The following is a 24,028-nucleotide window of genomic DNA, read 5'->3' as shown; positions in this document are numbered from 1 at the left end:
TTATTCCCCCACCATTTCTGTGTTTGCCGCACCCGGCGGCACCATCGGGTACACTTTTTCTTCGGCATCGATGCGCACGTGGATTAGCGCAGGTCCAGGGCGATTAATAATCTCCTGCAACGCTGCCTGTGGGTCCGCTTCGTTATTCAGATCGCAGGTTTCGAGACCAAACCCGGCAGCTATCTGCATAAAGTTAATCATCCCCGGATAGGTCGCGGCAAAAACGCCCTGCTTATAAAACAGACTCTGCTGCTGATATACAAGACCTAACGCTTCGTTATTCATCAGAATGATTTTAATATCCAGCTGATTTTCGCTGGCGGTCGCCATTTCCTGAATATTCATCATCAGGCTGCCATCGCCGGAGAAGCACAGCACTTTTTTGTCTGGGTTGGCCAGGGCCGCACCAATCGCCGCAGGCAGGCCAAAGCCCATGGTTCCCAGACCGCCGGAGGTCAGCCACTGGCGCGGACGGTTCAGCGGGTAAACCTGTGCCGCCCACATCTGATGCTGGCCTACGTCGGTAGTGATAATGGCGCTGTCGTCTACGCAGGCAGCCACGGCGTTGATCAATCCATAGTGGCTGAGCGGATTTTTTTCCTGGGGGATCGTGCACGGAAATTCTTGCTGCAGGTCAGACACCAGTTGATGCCACTCTTCACGCGGCTGCGCTTCAATCTGCGGGATCAATTGTGCCAGAACCTCATCGACATCTGCCTGGATCGCCACGTGCGGCTGTTTGATTTTACCCAGCTCCGCGCGGTCAATATCCACGTGGATGATTTTGGCATTCGGGCAGAACTGTTCGGTTTTACCAATCGCCCGGTCATCAAAACGTGCGCCCAGAACAATCAGTAAATCCGCTTCTTGCAGAATAAAGTTGGTGCTGCGCGCGCCGTGCATGCCCAGCATGCCTAACGACAGCGGATGCGCTTTTGGCAGCATGCCGAGCGCCATCAAGGTCATAGTGGTCGGCAGTTTTGCTTTTTCGGCCAGCTCACGAACACGTTCCGGCGCGTTAATTACGCCGCCACCGAGATACAGCACCGGGCGTTTGGCGGCGTTAATCATAGCTGCAGCATCGCGAATGCTGTCCTGGCCGAACGCTGGTGCCGCCATTTTCTGCGCGGGTTCCGGCATCTCTTCAATTTCAAAAACGGCGGTTTGAATATCCTTAGGAATGTCTATCCACACCGGGCCTGGACGTCCGGACTGCGCAATGCGGAACGCATCGCTCATGACCTGCGGTAATTCACTGATATGGCGGACCAGATAGTTATGCTTAGTGATGGGGATAGAGATGCCGTAGGTGTCGACTTCCTGGAAAGCGTCGGTGCCGATCATTGAGGCCGGAACCTGCCCGGTGATACACACCAGCGGGATGGAATCCAGACGCGCATCGGCAATGGCGGTTACCAGGTTGGTTGCGCCCGGTCCGCTACAGGCCATACAGACAGCGGGTTTGCCATCGGTTCTCGCCATTCCCTGCGCGATAAACCCCGCGCCCTGCTCGTGGCGCGCCAGGATATGACGGATTTGTGTGCTTTGGCTTAAAGCGTCATAGACGGGAAGAATCGAGCCGCCTGGAATACCGGTGACGACCTGAATCCCCTGACGTTCCAGGAAATGAACGATGAATTCTGCGCCCGTAAAACGCGTACGCTTGGATGTTATGCCCGAACTTGCCATGCTCCAGTCCTTTTATTCTGGGCCTTTGCTCCGGGCAGGTCTCTGAAACGAAAAACCCCGCCCGGTTTGCGCCGGCGGGGTTTTGGAATCGTGTGTTGATTCGGACCCTACGGCGCATTGCCGACGACCACCACCACACGCACGACGACCGCTGCGCGAGATGGCGCAGTTTTTAGTAGGGTCGCAGTCAGCATGGAAGGGTTCATTAGGGACCTGTCTGTTTGTTGATTAACTGGATTTATACAAACACAGGTTTTTCAGCGTGACAATGGAAAAATTTTCATCTGCACAAAAATGCTTCAACGATCACATTTCATTGTATGTCGTGCAAAAACAAAAAACCCCGCCGGAGCGAGGTTTTTTCAGCGTTGTGCGGTTGGTAGCCGCCGAACACACTGTGTTATGTCAACGAAAAAAGTATACGCGTTCTACGAAGAACACGCAATTTCGGCACGAATTTTGATGTTTTTGAGTATGGAACATGAATAGCGTAACGTCCATAAAATACTGTTAATTTATACAGTATTTATCTATAATGTCTCGGTACGCAATGTGTTATGCGGGGGCCGCATCGTAAACCGGCGCATCAAAGTCCTGGCTGAAACGGGTGGTGCCGTCAGCGCCTTAACCCCCGCGTGAGCACACTGTGTTATGTCAACAAAGGTGCTGGCAACAGGCAGCGGCGAGGTACGTCAGCACCGTGCTCCTTGTACCAAAAGGAGAGCGTATGAGCCTCGTGGATATCGCTATTCTTATCCTCAAACTCATTGTTGCAGCACTGCAACTCCTTGATGCCGTTCTGAAATACATTAAGTAATTCAGATTCAAGTCGCACCTAAGGGGGGCGGATAACACTCCGCTCCCCTTTCACCTTCTCCCTGGTGCTTGTATCGCGTCAATATGTTACGTTTTTATGACATCCTCAGGGAAGAATTACGCCATGACGCTTTCTGTTTTCTGCATTTTGCTGTTCGCCGCACTGCTGCATGCCAGCTGGAATGCCATCGTAAAAGCGGGAAACGACAAGCTGTACTCGGCGATCAGCGTCAGCGGAACCGCTGCGATTATGGCGCTGATTTGTTTACCCTTTGCGCCGCAACCCTCTGCCGCCAGCCTGCCGTTTTTAGCTGTCTCAACCGCATTACAGGTGGTCTATACCGTCCTGGTCGCTAAAACCTATCAGGTTTCGGATATGAGCCAGACCTATCCTCTGATGCGCGGCACAGCGCCACTGCTGGTCGCGATTATCAGCGTCCTGTTTCTTGGCGATAGCCTTTCGCTACTCGCCTGGGTGGGGATTGCCACCATCTGTCTGGCTATTCTCGGGATGGCATTTAACGGACGCAGCGGTTCGCAACGCGGGATTATCCTGGCGCTCATTAACGCCTGCTTTATCGCCGGTTATACGCTGGTTGATGGCACCGGCGTACGTTTATCAGAAACCGCGCTGGGTTATACGCTGTGGACCTTCTTTCTGAACGGCTCCTGCCTGCTGGGCTGGGCGATGATCGCCAGACGCCGGGAAGCGTCGCGCTATCTTGTACAGCAGTGGAAGAAAGGTATTCTTGGCGGCATTGGCACAATGGGTTCTTACGGCCTGGCGCTGTGGGCCATGACCCAGGCTCCGTTGGCGGTAGTCGCGGCGCTGCGTGAAACCTCAATCCTGTTTGGCGCGCTGCTCGCGTGGCTGCTACTGAAAGAGAAGGTTGCCGGAATACGTCTTGTCGCGGCTACAGGTATTGCCGTAGGCGCAGTTTTACTACGCTTATCATGATCGCGTTGTAAACCCGATGCAATCCGGCAACATTTGTTGCCGCTTTTTGTTTACATTTCCTGCCGTCCATCACATAAACATTCCAGCCCACTATCTGGCCTTCTTTTTCTGTTGTGGTAGATTCCACGCGCATTTACGGGAAAGTGCAGCACCTTATTCTTCTTTTTTCTCTTTTTTAAAAGTAATCAGCGAAATGAAAAGGCATAGAAGCGTCAATTTGTTGTTGATGTTGGTATTACTGGTGGCGGTAGGTCAGATGGCGCAAACCATTTATATCCCCGCGATTGCTGATATGGCGCGTGAACTGAACGTTCGCGAAGGGGCGGTGCAAAGCGTAATGGCCGCCTATCTGTTGACCTATGGTCTATCACAACTGGTTTATGGTCCCCTTTCAGACCGCGTTGGCCGCCGCCCGGTTATCCTCGCCGGGATGTCTATTTTTATGCTGGCCACGCTGGTCGCGATTACCACGCATAGTCTGACGGTACTGATTATCGCCAGTGCCATCCAGGGGATGGGAACGGGCGTCGGCGGTGTGATGGCGCGAACGTTACCGCGCGATCTGTACGAAGGCACGCAACTACGCCACGCCAATAGTCTGTTAAATATGGGGATTCTGGTCAGTCCGCTGTTAGCTCCGCTGATTGGCGGTGTGCTGGATACAGTGTGGAACTGGCGTGCCTGCTATATTTTTCTGTTGATTCTGTGTGCGGGCGTGACGTTTAGCATGGCACGCTGGATGCCGGAAACGCGCCCTGCAGGTGCGCCGCGTCCACGGCTGATCGCCAGCTACAAAACCCTGTTTGGTAATAGCGCTTTCACCTGTTACGTGCTGATGTTGATCGGTGGTCTGGCGGGCGTTGCGGTCTTTGAGGCCTGCTCCGGAGTATTATTGGGCGCACGTCTCGGTCTAAGCAGCATGGTGGTCAGTATCCTGTTTATCCTGCCCATCCCGGCGGCGTTTTTCGGCGCATGGTTCGCCGGTCGCCCGAATAAACGTTTCTCGACGCTAATGTGGCAGTCGGTGACCTGCTGTCTGGTAGCGGGTTTAATGATGTGGATCCCAGGGCTGTTTGACGTGATGAACGTCTGGACGCTGCTGGTTCCTGCCGCACTATTTTTCTTCGGCGCCGGAATGTTGTTTCCGCTGGCAACCAGCGGTGCAATGGAGCCTTTCCCGTTCCTGGCAGGCACTGCTGGCGCGCTGGTTGGGGGATTACAGAACATTGGTTCCGGCGTGCTGGCGTGGTTCTCTGCCATGCTGCCGCAGACCGGGCAAGCCAGTCTGGGCCTGCTGATGACCCTTATGGGGCTGTTGATTTTTGTTTGCTGGCTTCCGCTGGCGTCACGCGTGTCGCATCAGGGACAGGCGGTTTAAGCGTATGATGGCCCGGCTTATCGCCGGGCTTTTCGCATTCTGGCGCGATAATCGTCGTCAGTAACGGCTCCAGCGCCGGACGCCAGGCCCCCTCCTCACCATCATAGAACTGCGCATCCGCATTGATAGCATAGGGAATTTTCGCTTTTTTCAGCTCGCACGCCATAAAGCGGGCAAACGCCATTTGCGAGGCAGAAGGCGCGTTTTTGACGGTTTCTCCCGGCGACCAGCCCCCTACCCAACTGACATGCCCGGTTTTCTGCTGCCAATGAATGGCGGTATTGATACGGGCGCGAATGGCGGCCTTTTCTGCCGCAGTCCCTGAGGTCCACGGATATTTGCCGTTATTTTTCAGCGGTCCCCACGGAAAAATATGCCATTGGGCCAGCACCGTATTCTGACTTTGCGGCGGCAGCTTTAGGTTGGCCAAATCTTCCGGAGCGGCATGCAGTTTCGGCGCGATAAAAATCATTCGCTGTGGATCGATGGCATGGATGATTCGAATGGCTTTGTCATACACGCGATTGAGCGACGACTGATTATGGTTGAGCTTATCAGAGGGGTCGTAGATCAGGTCGAACCCCAGCAACGGCGAGCGTTGACCAAAGTAATGCGCCACCGCCACCCACCAGTTAACCACCTCTTTTTCGTTCCCGGCGCTGGGGTCTTTTTTATATTCGTCTGCCTGATAGGCGATTATCGGGATCACGCCATACTGCTCGCAGGCTTCCACCAGCTTGCGCAGATGAATCAGCCGCGCCTCCGTAGGCTCTCCCGCTACGCGAATGCGTACGTGGGCCAACCCTTTCGCCTTGTAGTCCCGCACTACCAGCGGATCGAATTCACGGATACCCCGATCGGTGCGCGCCCAATCTACGTCCATCCCAACGCCAAGCTGCTGCGCATACTGCGCCGCCGTCAGCGCAGGTTGCGCGGCACATACGGTGGCGCTGGCCAACAGTAAAAGGGAAACAATCGGCTTTAACACGGTCGTCCTTACGCAAATCATCAGGAGTGATATCACGTATTTAGCACGCTTTTTCACTTTCCGTGTAGAGAGAAAGCGTAAAAAATATTCGCGGTCCGCTTATTTTACCTGTTCCTGAAGCCAGCTAATAAACGCCTCGATTTTCGGCCACTGCCTGCCGGGCAGCGTGGTGATGTAGTAATGCTGATGGCATTTCAGCGCCATATCGCCAAAAGGCGCGACCAGTTCTCCGCTGTCGAGACGTTTTTGCACCAGCCGCTTTCGGCCCATCGCCACGCCGATATGGTTCATGGCGGCAATTACCGCTAAATCAGAACGATCGAAACCAATCCCCGATGATGTCGGCAAATTCGCCGTAAAATGCTGCGCCCAGCTGTGCCATTCATCGGTTCCTGAGTCGTTACTCCATGCCTGTCTGTCGTGCAGCAAGGTGCAGTGCGGCAAATTCACTAACGAACCGGTAAGGTCATGGCGGCGAGCGAAGTCCGGGCTGCATACCGGCAGGATCTCTTCATCCATCAGGAAGTGGTGCGTAAGCTGCGCGGAAGGCGCATCGTCAAAATAGATAGCCAGATCGACCCCGGCACGCTGCAGATTGACGTTGTCGTTGCCGGTCAGGATGGTCAGTGAAATTGACGGGTAGCGACGGGTAAAGTCACCGAGCGCCGGAACCAGCCAGCACTGGGCGATAGAAGGTCGAGAGTAGACGGTGAGCGTCCCGGACAACTCCTGATTTTTAATATCGAGGATTTCCTGATTCAGCGTATCCAGCGACGATTTCAGCGCCCAGAATACCCGCTTACCCTCGTGGGTGAGTTCCACTTTACGGTGCGAACGGACAAACAGCTGAATGCCCAGTTCATCTTCCAGTTGATTAATGCGATGGCTGACGGCGCTGGGGCTTAACGACAGCTCATCTGCCGCCAGCGCAAACGACTGATGCCGGGCCGCCACTTCAAAAGTATACAGCTTTGACAGCTGCCAGCCATTGAGCAGCCGGTTTCTGACCTCGCGTAGGGGATCCAAACTCACCTCCAGTCCTCCTGATTCATTCGCCGGAGTGTAAAAAACTTCGCTGCAAAAATCAGCATAAAGATGAATCAAGGTGAACCATATCGCATAAACATAGCGTAATTAGACGTAAATCACTCACTTGATGCAATCTGCCTCATGTGAAAGGAGATTTATATCGTTTGTCAGACGGTGCCTTATTTTTGTCCAATAACCTTATATTAATCACAGGGCAAGGTGAGCTATGCACTCTCAAATCTGGGTTGTGAGCACGCTGCTGATAAGCATCGTGTTAATCGTTTTGACCATCGTGAAGTTCAAATTCCACCCGTTTCTGGCGCTGCTGTTAGCCAGTTTCTTCGTGGGTACGATGATGGGGATGGGGCCGCTGGATATGGTCAATGCCATTGAGAGCGGCATCGGCGGTACGCTGGGCTTCCTCGCGGCGGTTATCGGCCTTGGGACCATTCTGGGCAAAATGATGGAGGTGTCCGGCGCGGCCGAACGCATCGGTCTGACGCTGCAGCGCTGCCGCTGGCTTTCCGCCGACGTCATTATGGTGCTGGTCGGGCTGATTTGCGGGATCACGCTGTTCGTTGAGGTCGGCGTGGTGCTGTTGATTCCACTGGCCTTTTCGATTGCTAAAAAAACCAATACCTCATTACTGAAGCTGGCGATTCCGCTGTGTACGGCGCTGATGGCGGTACACTGCGTCGTACCTCCGCATCCGGCCGCCCTGTTCGTGGCGAATAAGCTGGGCGCAGACATTGGCACCGTGATTGTCTACGGCTTACTGGTGGGTTTAATGGCTTCGCTTGTCGGTGGGCCGCTGTACCTGAAATTCCTCGGTAACCGTCTGCCATTTAAACCGGTACCGGCTGAGTTTTCCGACCTGAAAGTGCGCGAAGAAAGTACGCTGCCATCGCTGGGTGCGACGCTGTTTACTGTACTGCTGCCGATTGGCCTGATGCTGGTCAAAACCGTCGCTGAGCTGAACATGGCGAAAGGCAGTACGCTGTATACGCTATTGGAGTTTATTGGTAACCCGATCACCGCGATGTTTATCGCCGTTTTCGTAGCCTATTACATTCTCGGTCTGCGTCAGCACATCGGTATGGGTGCGCTGCTGACCCACACCGAAAACGGTTTTGGCTCGATTGCTAACATTTTGCTGATTATCGGCGCAGGCGGCGCATTCAACGCTATTCTCAAGAGCAGCGGGCTGGCGGATACTCTGGCGCTGATCCTCTCAAACATGCATATGCACCCGATTCTACTGGCGTGGCTGGTCGCTCTGATTCTGCATGCGGCGGTAGGCTCTGCCACGGTGGCGATGATGGGCGCAACGGCAATCGTGGCACCGATGCTGCCACTCTACCCTAACGTAAGCCCGGAGATCATCGCCATTGCCATCGGTTCCGGCGCTATTGGCTGCACGATCGTCACCGATTCCCTGTTCTGGCTGGTGAAGCAGTATTGCGGCGCCACCCTGAATGAAACGTTCAAATACTATACGACCGCGACATTTATCGCGTCCGTTATTGCACTGGCTTGCACATTCCTGCTTTCCTTTATTATCTAAGCGCGAAGAGACTGACTATGGAAAACATTCAAACACTTATCGCCCAGCATCCTTTAGTGGAAGATCTGGTGGCTCTGAAAGAGACAACCTGGTTTAACCCCGGCACCACCTCTCTTGCGGAAGGTTTACCGTATGTTGGCCTGACAGCACACGACGTTGAGGATGCCCACGCGCGTCTGACGCGCTTCGCACCGTATCTGGCGCTGGCCTTCCCGGAAACTGCCGCCACTGGGGGCATTATCGAATCTGAGCTGGCCGCAATCCCTGCCATGCAAAAACGGTTGGAAAAAGAGTTCGGGCAACACATTAACGGCGAAGTCCTGCTGAAGAAAGACAGCCATTTGCCGATTTCAGGTTCGATTAAAGCGCGTGGCGGCATTTATGAAGTACTGACCCATGCGGAAAAACTGGCGTTGGAAGCCGGTCTGCTGACCACCAAAGACGATTACCGCGTTCTGCTTTCGCCGGAGTTCAAACAGTTTTTCAGCCAGTACAGCATCGCGGTTGGCTCCACCGGCAACCTGGGGATGTCGATTGGCATCATGAGCGCCCGTATCGGCTTCAACGTTACGGTCCATATGTCTGCTGATGCCCGCGCGTGGAAAAAAGCCAAACTGCGCAGCCACGGCGTAACGGTGGTGGAGTACGAAGAAGATTACGGCGTGGCGGTTGAACAGGGTCGCAAAGCGGCAGAGTCCGATCCGAACTGCTTCTTTATCGATGATGAAAATTCCCGCACGCTGTTCTTAGGCTATGCGGTGGCTGGTCAGCGTCTGAAAGCGCAGTTTGCCCAGCAGGGACGCACGGTGGATTCAGACCATCCACTGTTTGTTTACCTGCCTTGCGGCGTCGGCGGCGGCCCTGGCGGCGTGGCGTTTGGCCTTAAGCTGGCGTTTGGCGATAATGTGCACTGCTTCTTCGCTGAACCGACTCATTCACCGTGTATGCTGCTGGGGATTTACACCGGGCTGCACGATACCATTTCCGTACAGGACATCGGCATCGATAACCTGACAGCAGCGGATGGACTGGCGGTGGGTCGCGCATCGGGCTTTGTTGGCCGGTCGATGGAACGTCTGCTCGACGGTCTGTACACCCTGGACGATCAGACAATGTACGATATGCTGGGCTGGCTGGCGCAGGAAGAAGGCATTCGTCTTGAGCCGTCGGCGCTGGCAGGCATGGCTGGCCCTCAGCACGTTTGTGCCTCCACGGATTACCAGCAGATGCATGGCTTCAACGCGGATCAGCTCAATAACGCCACCCATCTGGTGTGGGCGACCGGCGGCGGCATGGTGCCGGAAACCGAGATGGCGCAATACCTGGCGAAAGGGCGCTAATCTCAGCGCAGCATCGCCATCAGCTCCATCGGTGAGCGATGCTGCTTAAGCAGGTCACGCATCACGCGCATATGCGGTGCGGTATGGTTGAAGAAAGCCTGATATCCTGCACACAGCACGCCCTTTCCATTTTCCTCGCAGTACGCAGGACAATCACCATGGTAATATTGAAACAATGAGCATGTTTGGCAACGCGTATTCATTGATGACATGGTCTGTCGTTCAATTTGTGCTGCCAGACCACACCACTGGCGGAGCGTTTTGTCGAAAAGCTGGATAGATATCTGATTAATATCTTCACGTACCCAGATATCAAATATCGTAATTAAAAATCGGCCCCACGCCTCAGACGTAACCGATTCGTCTGTCAGATGACCTGAGCCATCGTGCTTAACCAGCGGAATAAACTGTACCAGGCGAACATTTCCTTGTTGCAAACCACGGTACACTTCAACTGGTTGTAAACACTTCTGGTGGTCAATCACCACGTTTAAAACATCATCACTAACATCCATGTTCTCACATCCTGTCATGCAAAATTCCCGATAAATACGATAAGTTGGCGAACATGCGTTACAGCAAACAGTATTGCGAGGGATAACACCGCGAGGGAGATCATAAATTTGTCACGCACCGCACGAGATTCAGAAAAATCGCTATGTGTAACATCCATCAGATTACGGCTGCGGGTATAGCGCCAAAGTACGATTTCCACCATCGCCAGCACCACAATTGAAACCCAAAACAGGAAGCCCGCCTGATGCCAGTTGTGCTTCAGCGCCAGCGCCATTAACGCACCATAACCCAGCAGGGTACGAAACCAGGCCAGCGATGTTCGCTCCGGTTGTAACCCCGGGTCGGCGATACGTCGCGATTTGCGGCTATCCGGCATACAGCACCAGCGTCATGACAATCACCGCCACAATAGTCAGCATAACGCTGATAATCAGCAGGCTGTGGGTGTAGGGCAAGTCCTCTTTCAGTCGCATCGCCTTTTCGTTACGTAGCCAGCGCAGGTAGCCGTAGATCGCCAGACCGCCGGCAAACAGACACAGCAACAAGGCAAGCGCCTCACGGATGACCGGCGTGGCAAAATCCGGGGCCAGTTGATCAAGGCCAACCCCCGCCGCCAGAAATCCGAGCGCGGTGCGGATCCACGCTAGAAAGGTACGTTCATTTGCCAACGAGAAGCGATAGTCCGGTGCTTCCCCAAGGCGAGAAATCTTCATGACAGCTCCTTAAATATTGTTATCTGATCGTTATACCGGAACAGTTAAGGAGTATGAACCTGATTCTCAAACGAAAGGGCGAGTCTGGTGATGAGACAATGGAAAAGAGAGAGGGTGTTTGTAATGCCGGATGGCGAGTTGCGTTTTATCCGGCCTACAGGAGATGCAGGCCGGATAAGTCAGTTTTAACCTAATCCCCAGAAGAGCACCGCCAGCAGTTGCGGGGTGATAATCCTCAGGAACATGACCAGCGGATAAACGGTGGCGTAGGAGAGCGCAGCCGCCCCGCTGGTGGCATGCAGGTTGTTAGCAAACGCCAGCGCAGGAGGATCGGTCATTGAGCCGGCCAGCATGCCACACAGCGTCAGATAGTTCATTTTGGCGAAGATCCGCGCCAGCAAGCCCACGGTAATGAGCGGAATCGCGGTAATGAAAATACCGTAGCCCACCCAGCTCAAGCCATCGCCTTGCGTCAGGGTATGAACAAAATCACCACCTGACTTCAGACCAACCACCGCGAGAAACAGTACGATACCCAACTCTCGCAGCGCCAGGTTAGCGCTGGGAGGCATAAACCAGTACAGCTTACCGATGCTGCCAATACGTCCAAGAATCAAAGCCATAATCAGCGGCCCACCGGCCAGCCCCAGCTTCAACGCCACCGGGAAACCCGGGATAAACAGCGGGATTGACCCCAGCAGAACACCCAGTCCGATACCGATAAATACCGGCAGCATCTGCACCTGCTGCAGTTTTTGCTGCGCGTTACCGACAACATTAGCAACGGCGTCAATCGACGAAGGGCGCCCAACCAGATTGAGGATGTCCCCGAATTGCAGGCTGGCGTCGCTGCTGGCTACCAGCTCAACCCCCGCACGGTTCAGGCGGGAGATCACCACGTCGTAACGTTCTTTAAAGTGCAGATCGCGGATACGTTTACCCAGCACTTGTTCGTTGGTCACCACCACGCGCTCAACGCGTAAATCAGTCCCGCGCGTCGACAGCGATGTGTCCACCTCCTGACCAATCACCACCTGCGCGTTGTGCAGATCGGCTGGCTGCCCGACCAGGTGTAGCAGGTCGCCCATCTGGATAACTGTCCCTGGCGATGGCACCATCAATGTCTCGTCACGTTTCAGACGCGAGCAGATGATTTTGTCGCTGTTCAGAATCGGGACATCCTGAATTGCCATATTGTTGATGTTTGGGTTTTCCACACGGATGTTCATCGTCTGAATCAGTGCGTGCCCGTTGGTTAGCGTGGATTCATGCTGCTGGGCTTCAGCATCGACGTTAACGCGGAAAATAAGGCGCATCAGCCACATGGTGAGCAAAATTCCGCAAATGCCGAAAGGATAAGCCATGGCATAGCTCATCCCCATCTGGTCTACTACATCGCCAGGGGTACCCAAATCGCGCAGAATTTGCTGCCCGGCTCCCAACGCTGGGGTATTGGTGACCGCCCCGGAGAATATACCCAGTACCACGGGAAGAGGAATGGCAAAAAGTTTATGCAGAATCGCGGTGACCAGGCCACCCATGATGACAATCAGCACGGCAAACAGATTCAGCCGCAGGCCCGAAACGCGCAATGACGCAAAAAAGCCCGGTCCGACCTGGATACCGATGGTGTAGACGAACAGGATCAGGCCAAATTCCTGAATAAAATGCAGCATATCGCCGCTCAGGGTCATCCCTGCCTGATCGACAAAATGCCCGACAATAATACCGCCGAACAGTACACCTCCGATGCCAAAACCCACACCACGTATTTTTACGTTGCCGATCCATAATCCGACAACCGCCACTAATGCCAGAACGCTGACCGTCAATGCTATATCACTCATTATCCTATTCCCTGTGAATAACATCATTAAGTAAATGGATTCTCGCAGAGTACAGTCGCAATGTATGGGTGGTAAAGCACAAAAAAGCCCCGTCATTTCTGGCGGGGCAAAGGCAAGGAGCTATTTAACTATTTAATGCGGGACGTTCGCTGATAGCGATACGTTGTGGAGCAATGGCTTCAGGTTCATTCCGGGTCAAATCGATATGCAGCAAGCCGTTAGTGAAGCTTGCGCCGGAGACCTCCATATTTTCAGCCAGCGTAAAGCTCAGGCTGAACGGCTGAATGACCAGCCCCTGGTGCAACCATTTGGTCTCTTTTTCCGGCTGCTGCGGCGTACCTTTCACGGTCAGGCGCGTACCTTCCAGTTGAATATCCAAATCTTCCTGGCGGAAACCGGCTAACGCAAGGGTAATGCGGTAGTGGTTATCATCGCTCTTTTCGATGTTATAAGGCGGGAAGCTCTGGCTTTCACCGGTGTTTTGCAAAGCATTGGCCAGTTTGTCAAAACCGATCCATTGACGCAGCAGTGGGGATAAATCGTAGTTACGCATAATAATCTCCTTCTAAGAAGCGAGTAGGTACCTTTCGGCTCCCTGACGGCAAGCCGATGACTTAGTAAGGCCGCCTGAAGCGGCCTATAGAATTAGTTGATTTCGATGCGGCGCGGCTTATTCGCTTCAGGAATCACGCGCTCAAGATCGATATACAGCAGACCATTTACCAGGTTTGCGCCGCGAACATGAATGTTCTCCGCTAACTGGAACTTACGTTCGAAGTTGCGCTCGGCAATACCCTGATACAGGTAAGTACGTTCTTTTTGATCGTCCGCATGGGCGCCTTTCACCACCAGCAGATTATCCTGGGCAGTAATTTCCAGTTCGCTTTCAGCAAAACCGGCAACGGCAATTGCAATGCGGTAATGGTTTTCGTCTACCAGCTCAACGTTGTACGGAGGGTAGCCGCCATTGCTTTGGCCCTGATTGTTTTCCAGCAGGTTAAACAGACGGTCAAAACCAATAGCAGAACGGTACAGCGGGGATAAATCAAAGTTACGCATAATTAATAGCTCCTGAAATCAGCGAGAATAATTGACCTTCCATCATGGACAGGTCAGGTAGCCAGGACACCCATCAGGCATGCCCTTCATTTGTCTACACTCTAAAAATGGGTCTTAATACAAACTTTTCAAGCGTATTCATCTGACTTTTTTTGCAGTTTGTTGTCTATTGCATACACTGGGGGGAGCAGTTGTTCTCGTTAAATCGCGATGGCCGCCACAGTGCGACGAAATGGTGATGTTATTTTCGCAACGGATCGCTTTAACTCACCATGCAAACACGATAAATACAGATGAATAAATGATGATTAAAAAAATGTTGGTAACACTGACGATGTGTAGTGGGATGGCGTTTGTAAGCGGCTGTTCCAGCATCATGTCGCATACCGGTGGCAAAGAAGGGACATATCCTGGCACGCGAGCCAGTGCCACAATGATTAGCGAAAGTGATACGAACTGGGGAACCAAGTCACTGGCGATTCTGGATATGCCTTTCACCGCGGTGCTCGATACGGTATTGCTACCGTGGGATCTCTTTCGCAAAGACAACTCGGTGAGATCCCGCGTAGAAAAGAGCGAGGAGAGAACCCAGGCCACGAACGCCGTTATTCCCCCGGCAGAAATGTCCGCTCCATAAGTTAACGCCCGGTTTCAGTCACCCACAGCTGGCGGAAACCCTCGACGTCTTCCATCCACGCAACCTGTCGACCATCAGGGGAGAAGACGATCGCATCGGCCGACGGCGGGTTACCATGCCGTTCCGTTAAAAAATCAATCTTGCCCGTTTGAACATCACAACAAGCAATTCTGTTCTCCAGTACAAATCCCAGCCATTTCCCCGATGGGTGCCAGTTAAAGGCTGACTGAATATTCGTAGTGCATTGGGTAAGCTGACGCGGTGCACCCCCCAGTGGGGAAATCAGCCATAGCTGCACAATACCGCTGTCATCACGCATTAAAAACGCAATCTCAGACGCCTTTGGATTACTGCGTACCCAATGGCGAGGTTGATTCACTAGCCCCGGGAAGACGCGCTCATGGGTAAACGTCAGGCGACGTTGACAAATACCGGATGGCGGCGCAGGCATGGTCATGTCAGTCCCCTCCAGAGGCGCGTCCCCCGGCTGTTTCCAGTCGTTTTCATCCAGTGGCAAATCGACAATAAACAATTCCGGTACTTTTTCGCCATTCACTGACAACGTATCGCCGATAAACGCCAGCCTGTTTTCTCCTACCCAGCCCTCTTCATAGGCACGGTTAATCTCATCGCTACCCGGTTTTGGCGTTGGTGTCGTCTGGCTCACCAGCACGCACCAATGGCTGCCACTGTATTCACGCGGATGCTGCGCGGAGACCTTCACCGGCCCATACGGTGCAGCCACGCCGACGTTGCGTAAATCCAGCGCCGCCGAGCGCTCATGCAAAACATGGTCGTTATAGGTGAAACTGACAAACTCACCGTTTGGGCTAAAGACATGCACATGACTCCCGCCACGCAGCGCGCCTGGCGTGTACGGCGCGGTAATATCCATCGCATCCAGATTCTCCACCCCAGCCTGCGTAACAATCACCCCACGACGATGATGGAAGTCGTAATGCCATGTTTCATCAGGATTTTCAGGCCCATGAATGAATACATATTTTTCCGACTTTGGATGAACGGTCACCACGCCAACGTGCGCTCCCTGAGTAGCCCGGTAAATCACCCCCAGTTCGCCAGTATGGATATTGACGCGCTCAATTGTTTCACCGGTAAAGGAGGCGCCAGAAGGACGCACATCAAAGACCAGCCACTGGCTGTCCGGTGTCCAGGTGTTAATATTGGTAAGCTGATGATTACGCGGCGTAAAGGTGATTTGCTTCATGGGATGCCCTGATACAAGACGATTAAAGCAATCATACTTCACAAGCACTTCACTTTCAGGCTTTAGCGTATCGCCATCTTCATTTTTGCGGACAGAAAGATGGAACATTTTGACGTGGCGATTATCGGATTAGGTCCGGCAGGCGCAGCGCTGGCGCGGCAGTTGAGCGGAAAAATGCGCGTGATTGCGTTGGATAAAAAACGCCAGTGCGGCAACGAAGGTTTCACTAAACCCTGCGGCGGTCTGCTGGCCCCGGACGCCCAGCGTTCGTTTATCCGCGATGGTATAACCTTACCCGTTGATGTCATCGCCAGCCCGCAGATTTTTAGCGTTAAAACGGTTGATGTTGCCGCTTCTTTGACGCGTAACTACCAGCGCAGCTACATTAATATCAACCGCCATGCTTTTGATTTATGGCTTAAATCTCTCATCCCTGATGATGTGCAGGTGTACCACGACAGCCTGTGTCGGAAAATCTGGCGCGAGGGCGATAAATGGCATGTTATCTTCCGCGCCGACGGTTGGGAGCAGCAGATCACCGCGCGTTATCTGGTGGGGGCAGACGGTGCGAATTCACTGGTGCGCCGTCATCTCTATCCCCAGCACCAAATCCGTAAATATGTCGCTATTCAACAATGGTTTGCGGAGAAACATCCTGTGCCGTTCTATTCCTGTATTTTTGATAACGATGCAACTGACTGTTATTCATGGAGTATCAGCAAAGATGGCTATTTTATCTTTGGTGGCGCCTACCCCATGAAGGACGGACAGGCACGCTTTGACGCGCTGAAGGAGAAGCTGAAAGCGTTCCATTTCCAGTTCGGCAAACCGGTGAAAAGTGAAAAATGTACGGTTCTGTTCCCCTCACGCTGGAAAGACTTTGTCTGCGGAGAGGACAACGCATTTTTGATTGGTGAAGCGGCCGGTTTTATTAGCGCCAGCTCGCTGGAAGGGATTAGCTATGCGCTGGACAGCGCGGAGATCCTCAAATCGGTACTGCTGCGGGATACGCCAGATATGAATCACGCTTACCGTAAAGCTACCCGAAAAATACGTCTCAAACTGTATGGCAAAATCCTGAAAAGCCGGGCACTCACGTCAGCATTTTCCCGTAAATGGATTATGCGCAGCGGCGTGGCGCATATTCCCCAGGGAGACCATTCAGCACCACAAATCATGGCTGAAACAGGGCAAATGAAACAAGGCACTTGCCCATAATTTCTTAATTCAGCGCAAACTTCTCAATGGCATACGCGACGCCATCTTCGAGGTTGGATTTGGTCACGAAGTTGGCGATTTCTTTGACTGATGGAATAGCGTTGTCCATGGCAACACCCACGCCTGCGTATTCAATCATCGCGATGTCGTTTTCCTGATCGCCTATCGCCATCACCTCTTCGGCTTTAATACCTAACGCATCGGCCAGCGATTTTACGCCAGTGCCTTTATTGACGCGTTTATCGAGGATTTCGAGGAAATACGGCGCACTTTTCAATACGGTGTACTTCTCTTTTACTTCTGCTGGGATGCGCGAGATGGCTTTATCGAGGATCTCCGGTTCATCAATCATCATCACTTTCAGGAACTGGGTTGCTGGATCCATTTTCTCGGCTTCACAGAACACCAGCGGGATGGTCGCGACAAACGATTCGTGCACCGTGTAATAGCTGATATCACGGTTCGCGGTATACAACGTGTTGCGATCGAGGGCGTGGAAATGTGAGCCAACTTCCCGGGAAAGCTGCTCCAGGTAGCGATAATCGTCATAGCTTAACGCAGTTTGCGCTACGGTACTGCCATCTCCAGCTTTCTGCACCAGCGCACCGTTGTAGGTAATGCAGTAGTCACCGGGCTGTTCCATATGTAGTTCTTTCAGATAGCTGTGAACGCCGGCATACGGGCGTCCCGTGGTCAGCACCACATTCACGCCACGCGCGCGCGCTGCGGCAATCGCCGTTTTGACCGCAGGTGAAATGGTGTGATCGGGCAGCAGAAGTGTGCCATCCATGTCGATAGCAATAAGTTTGATAGCCATGAGTTCCCCGGATTAAATGAGTCCGTCCTCATGCTAACGCGATTCCGCTCAAAAAACAGCTACGAAAAGGGGGATAGAAAGGGGAATCGAGATTCCCCTTTTGACAATCGATGGTAGGCCGGATAAGGCCTGAGCCGGCAAACGTAAACGAACTGCCTGATGACGCTTCGCTTATCAGGCCTACAGGAGCAGGCCTGAGATACATGTTAGATATCGATGTTCGCCGCTTTCAGGGCGTTCTCTTCGATAAACGCGCGACGCGGTTCAACGGCATCACCCATCAGCGTGGTGAACAGCTGGTCGGCAGCAATCGCATCCTTCACGGTAACGCGCAGCATACGACGGCTTTCCGGATCCATGGTGGTTTCCCACAGCTGTTCCGGGTTCATCTCGCCCAGACCTTTATAACGCTGGATAGCGAGACCGCGACGTGACTCTTTCTGCAGCCATTCCAGCGCCTGCTCGAAGCTGGCAACCGGCTGGCGACGTTCGCCACGTTCGATAAACGCATCGTCCTCGATCAGTCCACGCAGCTTCTCGCCGAGCGTACAAATACGACGATATTCGCCACCGGTCACAAATTCATGCTCCAGCGGATAATCGGTATCAACGCCGTGGGTACGCACGCGGATCACCGGCTCGAACAGGTTCAGTTCAGCGTCTTTACGCACAAAGCTGTTCCAGGTGCTGCCGTGAACTTCGTTTTCATTCAGTACGTTAACCAGCTGGGACACCCAGGCAGTGACTTTCGCTTCATCAGCCAGATCGGCTTCAGCCAGCGTCGGCTGATAAACCAGTTCTTTCAGCAGCGCTTTCGGGAAACGACGTTCCATACGGCCAATCATTTTCTGCGTCGCGTTGTATTCAGAAACCAGTTTTTCTAACGCTTCACCCGCCAGGGCTGGTGCGCTGGCATTGGTGTGCAGCGTGGCGCCATCAAGGGCGATAGAGATCTGGTACTGATCCATCGCTTCATCGTCTTTGATGTACTGTTCCTGCTTGCCTTTCTTCACTTTGTACAGCGGCGGCTGTGCAATGTAAACGTGGCCGCGCTCAACGATTTCCGGCATCTGACGATAGAAGAAGGTCAACAGCAGCGTACGGATGTGCGAGCCGTCGACGTCCGCATCGGTCATGATGATGATGCTGTGATAACGCAGTTTGTCCGGGTTGTACTCGTCGCGACCGATGCCGCAGCCCAGCGCGGTGATCAGCGTCGCCACTTCCTGAGAAGAGAGCATCTTGTCGAAACGCGCCTTCTCAACGTTAAGAATTTTACCCTTCAGCGGCAGAATCGCCTGGTTCTTACGGTTACGTCCCTGCTTCGCAGAGCCGCCCGCTGAGTCCCCTTCCACCAGGTACAGTTCAGAGTGAGCCGGGTCGCGTTCCTGACAGTCCGCCAGTTTGCCCGGCAGACCCGCTAAGTCCAGCGCGCCTTTACGACGGGTCATTTCACGCGCGCGACGTGCAGCTTCACGAGCACGCGCAGCATCAATGATTTTGCCGACGACGATTTTCGCGTCAGACGGGTTTTCCAGCAGGTATTCGCTCAGCAGTTCGTTCATCTGCTGTTCTACCGCCGATTTCACCTCAGAGGAGACCAGCTTGTCTTTGGTCTGTGAGGAGAACTTCGGATCCGGTACTTTCACGGAAACAACGGCAATCAGGCCTTCACGGGCATCGTCACCGGTAGCGCTGACTTTCGCTTTTTTGCTGTAGCCTTCTTTGTCCATATAGGCGTTCAGGGTACGGGTCATCGCCGCACGGAAGCCTGCAAGGTGAGTACCGCCGTCACGCTGCGGAATGTTGTTGGTGAAGCAGTAGATGTTTTCCTGGAAACCATCGTTCCACTGCAGCGCAACTTCAACGCCGATACCGTCTTTTTCAGTGGAGAAGTAGAAGATATTCGGGTGGATCGGCGTTTTGTTTTTGTTGAGGTATTCAACAAACGCCTTGATGCCGCCTTCGTAGTGGAAATGATCTTCTTTGCCGTCGCGCTTGTCGCGCAGACGAATAGAGACGCCGGAGTTCAGGAATGACAGCTCACGCAGACGCTTGGCCAGAATGTCGTATTCGAACTCAACGACGTTGGTAAAGGTTTCGTGGCTTGGCCAGAAACGGACCTGAGTCCCCGTCATTTCTGTTTCGCCAGTTACTGCCAGCGGCGCCTGCGGCACACCGTGCACGTAAGTTTGCTGATGCACTTTGCCTTCGCGACGAATCACCAGTTCCAGCTTCTGTGACAGGGCGTTAACGACGGAAACACCCACACCGTGCAGACCGCCGGAAACTTTATAGGAGTTATCATCGAATTTACCGCCTGCGTGCAGAACGGTCATGATAACTTCCGCCGCCGAAACGCCCTCTTCCGGGTGAATACCGGTTGGGATACCACGGCCATCATCGGTAACGGACACGGAGTTATCAGCGTGAATCGTTACCACGATATCTTTACAGTGACCCGCGAGCGCTTCGTCGATAGCGTTATCTACCACCTCGAATACCATGTGGTGCAGACCGGTGCCGTCATCCGTGTCGCCGATATACATACCCGGGCGCTTACGCACCGCATCCAGTCCTTTCAGGACTTTGATACTGGAGGAGTCATAAGAATTCGACATCAACGTTTCTCGCTCATTTTATCTTGGGTTAATCCGTTATTTTACCCTTTTCCACGGTAAACATCTTCGAATTTTCATCGGACATGTCTATAACGTGTTCAGCGCTAATTGCGCTGACAAAGACCTGAGATTGCGTGGCTTTTAAGCGGCTGGCCAGCAGCCCGCGACGCGCATCATCCAGTTCAGAGGCAAAATCATCTATCAGGTACAGGCAGCGCCGTCCGCTTTCGCGGGTCAGGAACTCCCCTTGCGCCAGACGTAAGGCGCACATCAGCAGCTTGAGCTGCCCACGCGACAACGTATCTTCCACCGGCGCACCGTCGGCGCGAATGCGGAAATCCGCCTTATGCGGACCGTGCGCGGTGTAGGTCAACATGCGATCGCGTTCAAAACTACGTTCCAGCACTTCGGCGTAATCTGTCTCTTTCTCCCAGCCGCGCTGGAAAGAGAAGGAGAGAGAAAACTCGGGAAGAAACTGCTGGCAGGTATCCGCCATATCCTGCGCGATACCGGCGCTGTACTCCGCGCGCCAGGTGCTGATTTGTTCCGCCAGTGGGATCAGTTCTTTATCCCACGGGCGCAGTTGCTCATAACGACTCACCTGGCGCAGCGCTGCATTGCGCTGCTTGAGCAGTCGCTTCAGGTTACTCCAGGCGGTGAAAAATCCGGCTTCATTGTGAAAGCATCCCCAGTCAAGGAATGCTCTTCTGTATTTGGGGCCGCCATTGAGTAAAGTAAACCCCTCAGGCGTGATCAACTGCATCGGCATCAGGTGCGCCAGTTCCGCGACCTTGTGCCCGTCAGTGCCGTCAATGCGCACTTTGCTGTCACCCAGTTTGTCTTTCGTCAGGCCAATCGACGTCTCACGTTCTTCACCCTGCAAACGCCCGTGTAAAACAAACGACTCCTGCTCGTGGCGAATCACGCGGCCAATCTGCAAACTGCGAAACGCCCGACCATGGCCGAGCGTATAGATAGCTTCCAGCACGCTGGTTTTGCCGCTGCCGTTAGCGCCTACCAGAAAGTTAAAGCCGGGAGATAAAGCGAGATCCGCATTTTCGATATTGCGAAAATCGCGGATCAACAGGCGGGTCAGCGACATTACAGTCTCATTGGCATAACAACGTAAGCCGCGCTCTGGCTGGCTGCATCTTCAATTTGTACACTGGAGACGGAATCGGTCAGCAGAATACGCACGTTTTCGCACTTCAGCGCGTTCAGAACGTCAAGCACGTAGCTAACGTTAAAGCCGATTTCCAGTTCAGTACCAGGATAGGAAACATCCAGAATTTCTTCTGCTTCTTCCTGCTCCGGGTTGTTGGCAGTGATTTTGAGCTGGTTTTCGCTGACATACAGACGCACGCCACGGAATTTCTCGTTGGAGAGAATCGCCGCACGCGCAAACGCCTGTTTGAGGATATCGCAACCGGCTTCCAGATGTTTGTCCGGATTCTTCGGCAATACGCGGCGATAATCCGGGAAACGACCGTCAACCAGCTTGGAAGTAAAGATGAAGTCACCAACGTGCGCACGAATATTGTTGCTGCCAATCTGCACGCGCAGCGGGTTATCGCCGCCGTCGAGCATACGCATCAGTTCAATCACACCTTTACGCGGTACGATCACCGAATGGCTAGGCAACGGCTGACCGACAGGCATTGAACAGACCGCCAGGCGGTGACCGTCGGTCGCCACGGTACGCAACTCTTCCCCTTCGGTTTCAAACAGCATGCCGTTTAAGTAGTAACGCACGTCCTGATGCGCCATCGAAAACTGCGTGGCTTCAATCAGGCGCTTCATTGTCGCCTGTGGCAGGGTGAATTCGACTTCGCTCTGCCAGTCGTCCAGATTCGGGAAGTCGGCGGCAGGCAGCGTAGACAGCGAGAAACGGCTGCGGCCAGAACGCACCAGCATACGGTCGCCTTCCAGTTGAACGGCAATTTCCGCCCCTTCTGGTAATCCACGGCAAATATCGAAGAATTTACGCGCCGGAACGGTGGTCGCACCAGGTTCATGAGGCTGGATCAGCGCCACGCGCGCCACCATCTCCATTTCGAGATCGGTACCGGTAAGCGAAAGGGTGCCGTCAGCAACCTGCAGCAGCAGGTTTCCGAGGATCGGCAGTGTAGGACGTCCACCCAGCGGGCCGCTGACCTGCTGAAGCGGTTTTAATAAATGTTCACGTTCAACGGTAAATTTCATAGCGTCACGAAGATAATGTTCTGATTAAATTGGAGAAATCTTCTTTAATATCATGGCTTTCTTCACGCAACTGCTCAATCTTGCGGCAGGCATGAAGCACGGTAGTATGGTCACGCCCACCAAACGCGTCGCCAATTTCCGGCAGACTGTGGTTAGTGAGCTCTTTTGCCAGCGCCATCGCCATCTGGCGCGGACGAGCTACCGAGCGAGATCGACGCTTAGAAAGCAGATCCGCAATTTTGATTTTGTAATACTCCGCCACCGTCTTCTGGATATTGTCGATGGTGACCAGCTTTTCCTGCAAAGCCAGCAGATCGCGCAGCGCTTCACGCACGAAATCGATAGTAATCGCCCGGCCGGTAAAATTGGCGTTGGCGATCACGCGGTTCAGTGCGCCTTCCAGCTCACGTACGTTAGAGCGTAGACGCTTGGCAATAAAGAACGCTACTTCACCCGGCAGACGAATGTCGTTTTCGTCGGCTTTTTTCATCAGGATCGCAACACGCGTTTCCAGTTCGGGCGGTTCGATCGCGACAGTCAGTCCCCAGCCAAAACGGGATTTCAGACGATCTTCAACGCCGTTGATCTCCTTCGGATAGCGATCCGAGGTCAGGATGATCTGCTGATTGCCTTCCAGCAGGGCGTTAAAGGTGTGGAAAAACTCTTCCTGCGATCGCTCTTTATTCGCGAAGAATTGGATATCGTCAATCAGCAGCGCGTCAACGGAACGGTAGTAGCGTTTAAACTCTTCGATCGCATTGTTTTGCAGGGCTTTGACCATGTCCTGCACAAAACGCTCGGAGTGCATATACACCACTTTGGCGTTTGGCTTACGCGCCATAATGCCGTTACCGACAGCGTGCAGCAGGTGGGTTTTACCCAGACCCGTACCGCCATAAAGGAATAACGGATTGTAGGCGCCGCCAGGATTGTCCGCCACCTGACGTGCCGCCGCGCGCGCCAGTTGGTTAGATTTACCTTCAACGAAGTTATCAAACGTGTGTTTGACGTTGACGTTAGAACGATAGGTTGGTTCTGCCGGAGCCGGGACGTTATCCCAGCCTGGACGCGCCGCCGGAGCAGCACGTTGTGGTTGCACTTGCTGAGTCACGTGGGCGGGCGCAACAACGTTGTTGACCGGCGTTTTCAGCGTTTGCGTGACGGGTTTAGTACCGACTTCAAAGCGCAGCTGTGGGGCATCCGCTCCACAGAAATTATTGAGTAATCCATTAATATTATTAAGGTATTTATCCCTTACCCAATCGAGCACGAAACGGTTTGGCGCGTACAAAGCCAGCGTGTTATCGCTCAGTTCCGCCTGCAACGGGCGTATCCACATACTGAACTCTGTGGCTGGTAACTCATCCTGCAATCGGGCAAGACACTGCTGCCAAAGCGAAAGTGACAC

The 24,028-nt window shown here is 53.5% G+C and carries 23 protein-coding genes and 1 other annotated feature; of the genes, 7 read left to right on the top strand and 16 right to left on the bottom strand.

The features are described from left to right. Together ilvB and ivbL are read right to left on the bottom strand one after the other, a co-directional pair. Positions 1-1,689, bottom strand: coding sequence for an acetolactate synthase large subunit (gene ilvB, locus SK33_RS00115; protein ID WP_048218865.1), 1,689 nt, complete (start codon positions 1,687-1,689; stop codon positions 1-3). Positions 1,690-1,796: 107 nt separating this feature from the next. Further along, entirely contained in the window at positions 1,797-1,895 is a 99-nt protein-coding gene (ivbL, locus tag SK33_RS00110) for an ilvB operon leader peptide IvbL (protein WP_003827118.1), read from the bottom strand. 521 nt (positions 1,896-2,416) lie between these two features. On the opposite strand from ivbL, the gene tisB reads away from it, so the two are divergent. The 3 genes from tisB (at position 2,417) to emrD (ending at position 4,841) form a co-directional block, all read left to right on the top strand. After that, positions 2,417-2,506 (top strand): type I toxin-antitoxin system toxin TisB, encoded by a 90-nt coding sequence (tisB, locus tag SK33_RS00105; RefSeq protein WP_003840643.1) that lies wholly within the window; start codon positions 2,417-2,419, stop codon positions 2,504-2,506. A 123-nt stretch (positions 2,507-2,629) separates the two neighbouring features. After that, positions 2,630-3,463 carry a DMT family transporter gene (locus SK33_RS00100; RefSeq protein ID WP_048218866.1) on the top strand — a complete coding sequence of 278 codons (834 nt, stop codon included), beginning with the start codon at positions 2,630-2,632 and terminating at the stop codon, positions 3,461-3,463. A gap of 193 nt (positions 3,464-3,656) precedes the next feature. After that, on the top strand, positions 3,657-4,841 hold the full coding sequence (emrD, locus tag SK33_RS00095; protein ID WP_003023905.1) for a multidrug efflux MFS transporter EmrD: 1,185 nt from the start codon (positions 3,657-3,659) through the stop codon (positions 4,839-4,841). Here the strand turns inward: emrD and SK33_RS00090 are convergent. Together SK33_RS00090 and dsdC are read right to left on the bottom strand one after the other, a co-directional pair. Further along, on the bottom strand, positions 4,768-5,850 hold the full coding sequence (locus SK33_RS00090; RefSeq protein ID WP_048218935.1) for a cellulase family glycosylhydrolase: 1,083 nt from the start codon (positions 5,848-5,850) through the stop codon (positions 4,768-4,770). The two genes, emrD and SK33_RS00090, sit on opposite strands and share 74 nt — an antisense overlap. Before the next feature lie 78 nt (positions 5,851-5,928). After that, positions 5,929-6,855 (bottom strand): DNA-binding transcriptional regulator DsdC, encoded by a 927-nt coding sequence (gene dsdC / locus SK33_RS00085; RefSeq protein ID WP_048218936.1) that lies wholly within the window; start codon positions 6,853-6,855, stop codon positions 5,929-5,931. Positions 6,856-7,084: 229 nt separating this feature from the next. On the opposite strand from dsdC, the gene dsdX reads away from it, so the two are divergent. Both dsdX and dsdA read left to right on the top strand, forming a co-directional pair. Beyond that, positions 7,085-8,422 (top strand): D-serine transporter DsdX, encoded by a 1,338-nt coding sequence (gene dsdX / locus SK33_RS00080; RefSeq protein WP_048218867.1) that lies wholly within the window; start codon positions 7,085-7,087, stop codon positions 8,420-8,422. Between the two features lie 17 nt (positions 8,423-8,439). Next, complete coding sequence (gene dsdA / locus SK33_RS00075; protein WP_048218868.1) at positions 8,440-9,762, top strand: D-serine ammonia-lyase; 1,323 nt, start codon at positions 8,440-8,442, stop codon at positions 9,760-9,762. A gap of 2 nt (positions 9,763-9,764) precedes the next feature. Here the strand turns inward: dsdA and SK33_RS00070 are convergent, their stop codons facing one another. From SK33_RS00070 to ibpA, 6 genes are all read right to left on the bottom strand, one after another. Then, positions 9,765-10,277, bottom strand: coding sequence for a radical SAM protein (locus tag SK33_RS00070; protein WP_003023893.1), 513 nt, complete (start codon positions 10,275-10,277; stop codon positions 9,765-9,767). Between the two features lie 14 nt (positions 10,278-10,291). Next, on the bottom strand, positions 10,292-10,654 hold the full coding sequence (locus tag SK33_RS00065) for a DUF202 domain-containing protein (RefSeq protein WP_048218869.1): 363 nt from the start codon (positions 10,652-10,654) through the stop codon (positions 10,292-10,294). Next, complete coding sequence (locus SK33_RS00060) at positions 10,644-10,991, bottom strand: YidH family protein (protein ID WP_003023888.1); 348 nt, start codon at positions 10,989-10,991, stop codon at positions 10,644-10,646. Before SK33_RS00060 ends, SK33_RS00065 begins: the two co-directional genes overlap by 11 nt. A 185-nt stretch (positions 10,992-11,176) precedes the next feature. After that, the gene (locus SK33_RS00055; protein WP_032950587.1) at positions 11,177-12,838 is read right to left on the bottom strand and encodes a putative transporter; all 1,662 of its coding nucleotides are present in this window, start codon (positions 12,836-12,838) and stop codon (positions 11,177-11,179) included. A 124-nt stretch (positions 12,839-12,962) separates the two neighbouring features. Next, positions 12,963-13,391, bottom strand: a complete 429-nt coding sequence (ibpB, locus tag SK33_RS00050; protein WP_003840609.1) for a small heat shock chaperone IbpB — start codon at positions 13,389-13,391, stop codon at positions 12,963-12,965. 92 nt (positions 13,392-13,483) lie between these two features. Then, entirely contained in the window at positions 13,484-13,897 is a 414-nt protein-coding gene (gene ibpA / locus SK33_RS00045; RefSeq protein ID WP_003023882.1) for a small heat shock chaperone IbpA, read from the bottom strand. Then, positions 13,891-13,963: a sequence feature (ROSE (Repression Of Heat Shock gene Expression) occurs in the 5'-region of heat shock genes and acts as an RNA thermometer to modulate expression.), on the bottom strand. Its footprint overlaps the gene before it by 7 nt. Before the next feature lie 238 nt (positions 13,964-14,201). Between ibpA and SK33_RS00040 the strand changes: the two genes are divergently transcribed. Further along, positions 14,202-14,534, top strand: coding sequence for a YceK/YidQ family lipoprotein (locus SK33_RS00040; protein ID WP_003023879.1), 333 nt, complete (start codon positions 14,202-14,204; stop codon positions 14,532-14,534). 1 nt (position 14,535) lies between these two features. On the opposite strand, the gene SK33_RS00035 is transcribed toward SK33_RS00040, so the two are convergent. Then, entirely contained in the window at positions 14,536-15,762 is a 1,227-nt protein-coding gene (locus tag SK33_RS00035; RefSeq protein WP_048218870.1) for a DUF3748 domain-containing protein, read from the bottom strand. Positions 15,763-15,861: 99 nt separating this feature from the next. Between SK33_RS00035 and cbrA the strand changes: the two genes are divergently transcribed. Continuing rightward, positions 15,862-16,980 (top strand): colicin M resistance lipid reductase CbrA, encoded by a 1,119-nt coding sequence (gene cbrA, locus SK33_RS00030; RefSeq protein ID WP_048218871.1) that lies wholly within the window; start codon positions 15,862-15,864, stop codon positions 16,978-16,980. Between the two features lie 4 nt (positions 16,981-16,984). Here cbrA and yidA read toward each other — a convergent pair whose 3' ends face one another. The 5 genes from yidA to dnaA all read right to left on the bottom strand — a co-directional run bounded on the left by yidA (position 16,985) and on the right by dnaA (position 24,028). Further along, positions 16,985-17,797, bottom strand: a complete 813-nt coding sequence (yidA, locus tag SK33_RS00025) for a sugar-phosphatase (protein ID WP_003023871.1) — start codon at positions 17,795-17,797, stop codon at positions 16,985-16,987. A gap of 206 nt (positions 17,798-18,003) precedes the next feature. After that, positions 18,004-20,418, bottom strand: coding sequence for a DNA topoisomerase (ATP-hydrolyzing) subunit B (gene gyrB, locus SK33_RS00020; RefSeq protein ID WP_003844435.1), 2,415 nt, complete (start codon positions 20,416-20,418; stop codon positions 18,004-18,006). Positions 20,419-20,446: 28 nt separating this feature from the next. Next, positions 20,447-21,520 carry a DNA replication/repair protein RecF gene (gene recF, locus SK33_RS00015; protein WP_003023865.1) on the bottom strand — a complete coding sequence of 358 codons (1,074 nt, stop codon included), beginning with the start codon at positions 21,518-21,520 and terminating at the stop codon, positions 20,447-20,449. Beyond that, complete coding sequence (dnaN, locus tag SK33_RS00010; protein ID WP_003023863.1) at positions 21,520-22,620, bottom strand: DNA polymerase III subunit beta; 1,101 nt, start codon at positions 22,618-22,620, stop codon at positions 21,520-21,522. The genes recF and dnaN overlap by 1 nt, the downstream gene beginning before the upstream one ends. A gap of 4 nt (positions 22,621-22,624) precedes the next feature. Further along, on the bottom strand, positions 22,625-24,028 hold the full coding sequence (gene dnaA, locus SK33_RS00005) for a chromosomal replication initiator protein DnaA (RefSeq protein WP_003023861.1): 1,404 nt from the start codon (positions 24,026-24,028) through the stop codon (positions 22,625-22,627).

This window comes from Citrobacter sp. MGH103, from assembly GCF_001034475.2.
GTDB lineage: Bacteria > Pseudomonadota > Gammaproteobacteria > Enterobacterales > Enterobacteriaceae > Citrobacter > Citrobacter freundii.
The sequence above is the reverse complement of the archived record's forward strand: the minus strand, read 5'-3'. Positions and strand labels throughout refer to the sequence as shown.

What these genes read in the sequence shown, in the direction of transcription:
- ilvB (WP_048218865.1), bottom strand. Translation starts at nt 1,689, where the DNA reads ATGGCAAGTTCGGGCATAACATCCAAGCGTACGCGTTTTACGGGCGCA.
- ivbL (WP_003827118.1), bottom strand. Translation starts at nt 1,895, where the DNA reads ATGAACCCTTCCATGCTGACTGCGACCCTACTAAAAACTGCGCCATCT.
- tisB (WP_003840643.1), top strand. Translation starts at nt 2,417, where the DNA reads ATGAGCCTCGTGGATATCGCTATTCTTATCCTCAAACTCATTGTTGCA.
- SK33_RS00100 (WP_048218866.1), top strand. Translation starts at nt 2,630, where the DNA reads ATGACGCTTTCTGTTTTCTGCATTTTGCTGTTCGCCGCACTGCTGCAT.
- emrD (WP_003023905.1), top strand. Translation starts at nt 3,657, where the DNA reads ATGAAAAGGCATAGAAGCGTCAATTTGTTGTTGATGTTGGTATTACTG.
- SK33_RS00090 (WP_048218935.1), bottom strand. Translation starts at nt 5,850, where the DNA reads ATGATTTGCGTAAGGACGACCGTGTTAAAGCCGATTGTTTCCCTTTTA.
- dsdX (WP_048218867.1), top strand. Translation starts at nt 7,085, where the DNA reads ATGCACTCTCAAATCTGGGTTGTGAGCACGCTGCTGATAAGCATCGTG.
- dsdA (WP_048218868.1), top strand. Translation starts at nt 8,440, where the DNA reads ATGGAAAACATTCAAACACTTATCGCCCAGCATCCTTTAGTGGAAGAT.
- SK33_RS00070 (WP_003023893.1), bottom strand. Translation starts at nt 10,277, where the DNA reads ATGGATGTTAGTGATGATGTTTTAAACGTGGTGATTGACCACCAGAAG.
- SK33_RS00065 (WP_048218869.1), bottom strand. Translation starts at nt 10,654, where the DNA reads ATGCCGGATAGCCGCAAATCGCGACGTATCGCCGACCCGGGGTTACAA.
- SK33_RS00060 (WP_003023888.1), bottom strand. Translation starts at nt 10,991, where the DNA reads ATGAAGATTTCTCGCCTTGGGGAAGCACCGGACTATCGCTTCTCGTTG.
- SK33_RS00055 (WP_032950587.1), bottom strand. Translation starts at nt 12,838, where the DNA reads ATGAGTGATATAGCATTGACGGTCAGCGTTCTGGCATTAGTGGCGGTT.
- ibpB (WP_003840609.1), bottom strand. Translation starts at nt 13,391, where the DNA reads ATGCGTAACTACGATTTATCCCCACTGCTGCGTCAATGGATCGGTTTT.
- ibpA (WP_003023882.1), bottom strand. Translation starts at nt 13,897, where the DNA reads ATGCGTAACTTTGATTTATCCCCGCTGTACCGTTCTGCTATTGGTTTT.
- SK33_RS00040 (WP_003023879.1), top strand. Translation starts at nt 14,202, where the DNA reads ATGATTAAAAAAATGTTGGTAACACTGACGATGTGTAGTGGGATGGCG.
- SK33_RS00035 (WP_048218870.1), bottom strand. Translation starts at nt 15,762, where the DNA reads ATGAAGCAAATCACCTTTACGCCGCGTAATCATCAGCTTACCAATATT.
- cbrA (WP_048218871.1), top strand. Translation starts at nt 15,862, where the DNA reads ATGGAACATTTTGACGTGGCGATTATCGGATTAGGTCCGGCAGGCGCA.
- yidA (WP_003023871.1), bottom strand. Translation starts at nt 17,797, where the DNA reads ATGGCTATCAAACTTATTGCTATCGACATGGATGGCACACTTCTGCTG.
- gyrB (WP_003844435.1), bottom strand. Translation starts at nt 20,418, where the DNA reads ATGTCGAATTCTTATGACTCCTCCAGTATCAAAGTCCTGAAAGGACTG.
- recF (WP_003023865.1), bottom strand. Translation starts at nt 21,520, where the DNA reads ATGTCGCTGACCCGCCTGTTGATCCGCGATTTTCGCAATATCGAAAAT.
- dnaN (WP_003023863.1), bottom strand. Translation starts at nt 22,620, where the DNA reads ATGAAATTTACCGTTGAACGTGAACATTTATTAAAACCGCTTCAGCAG.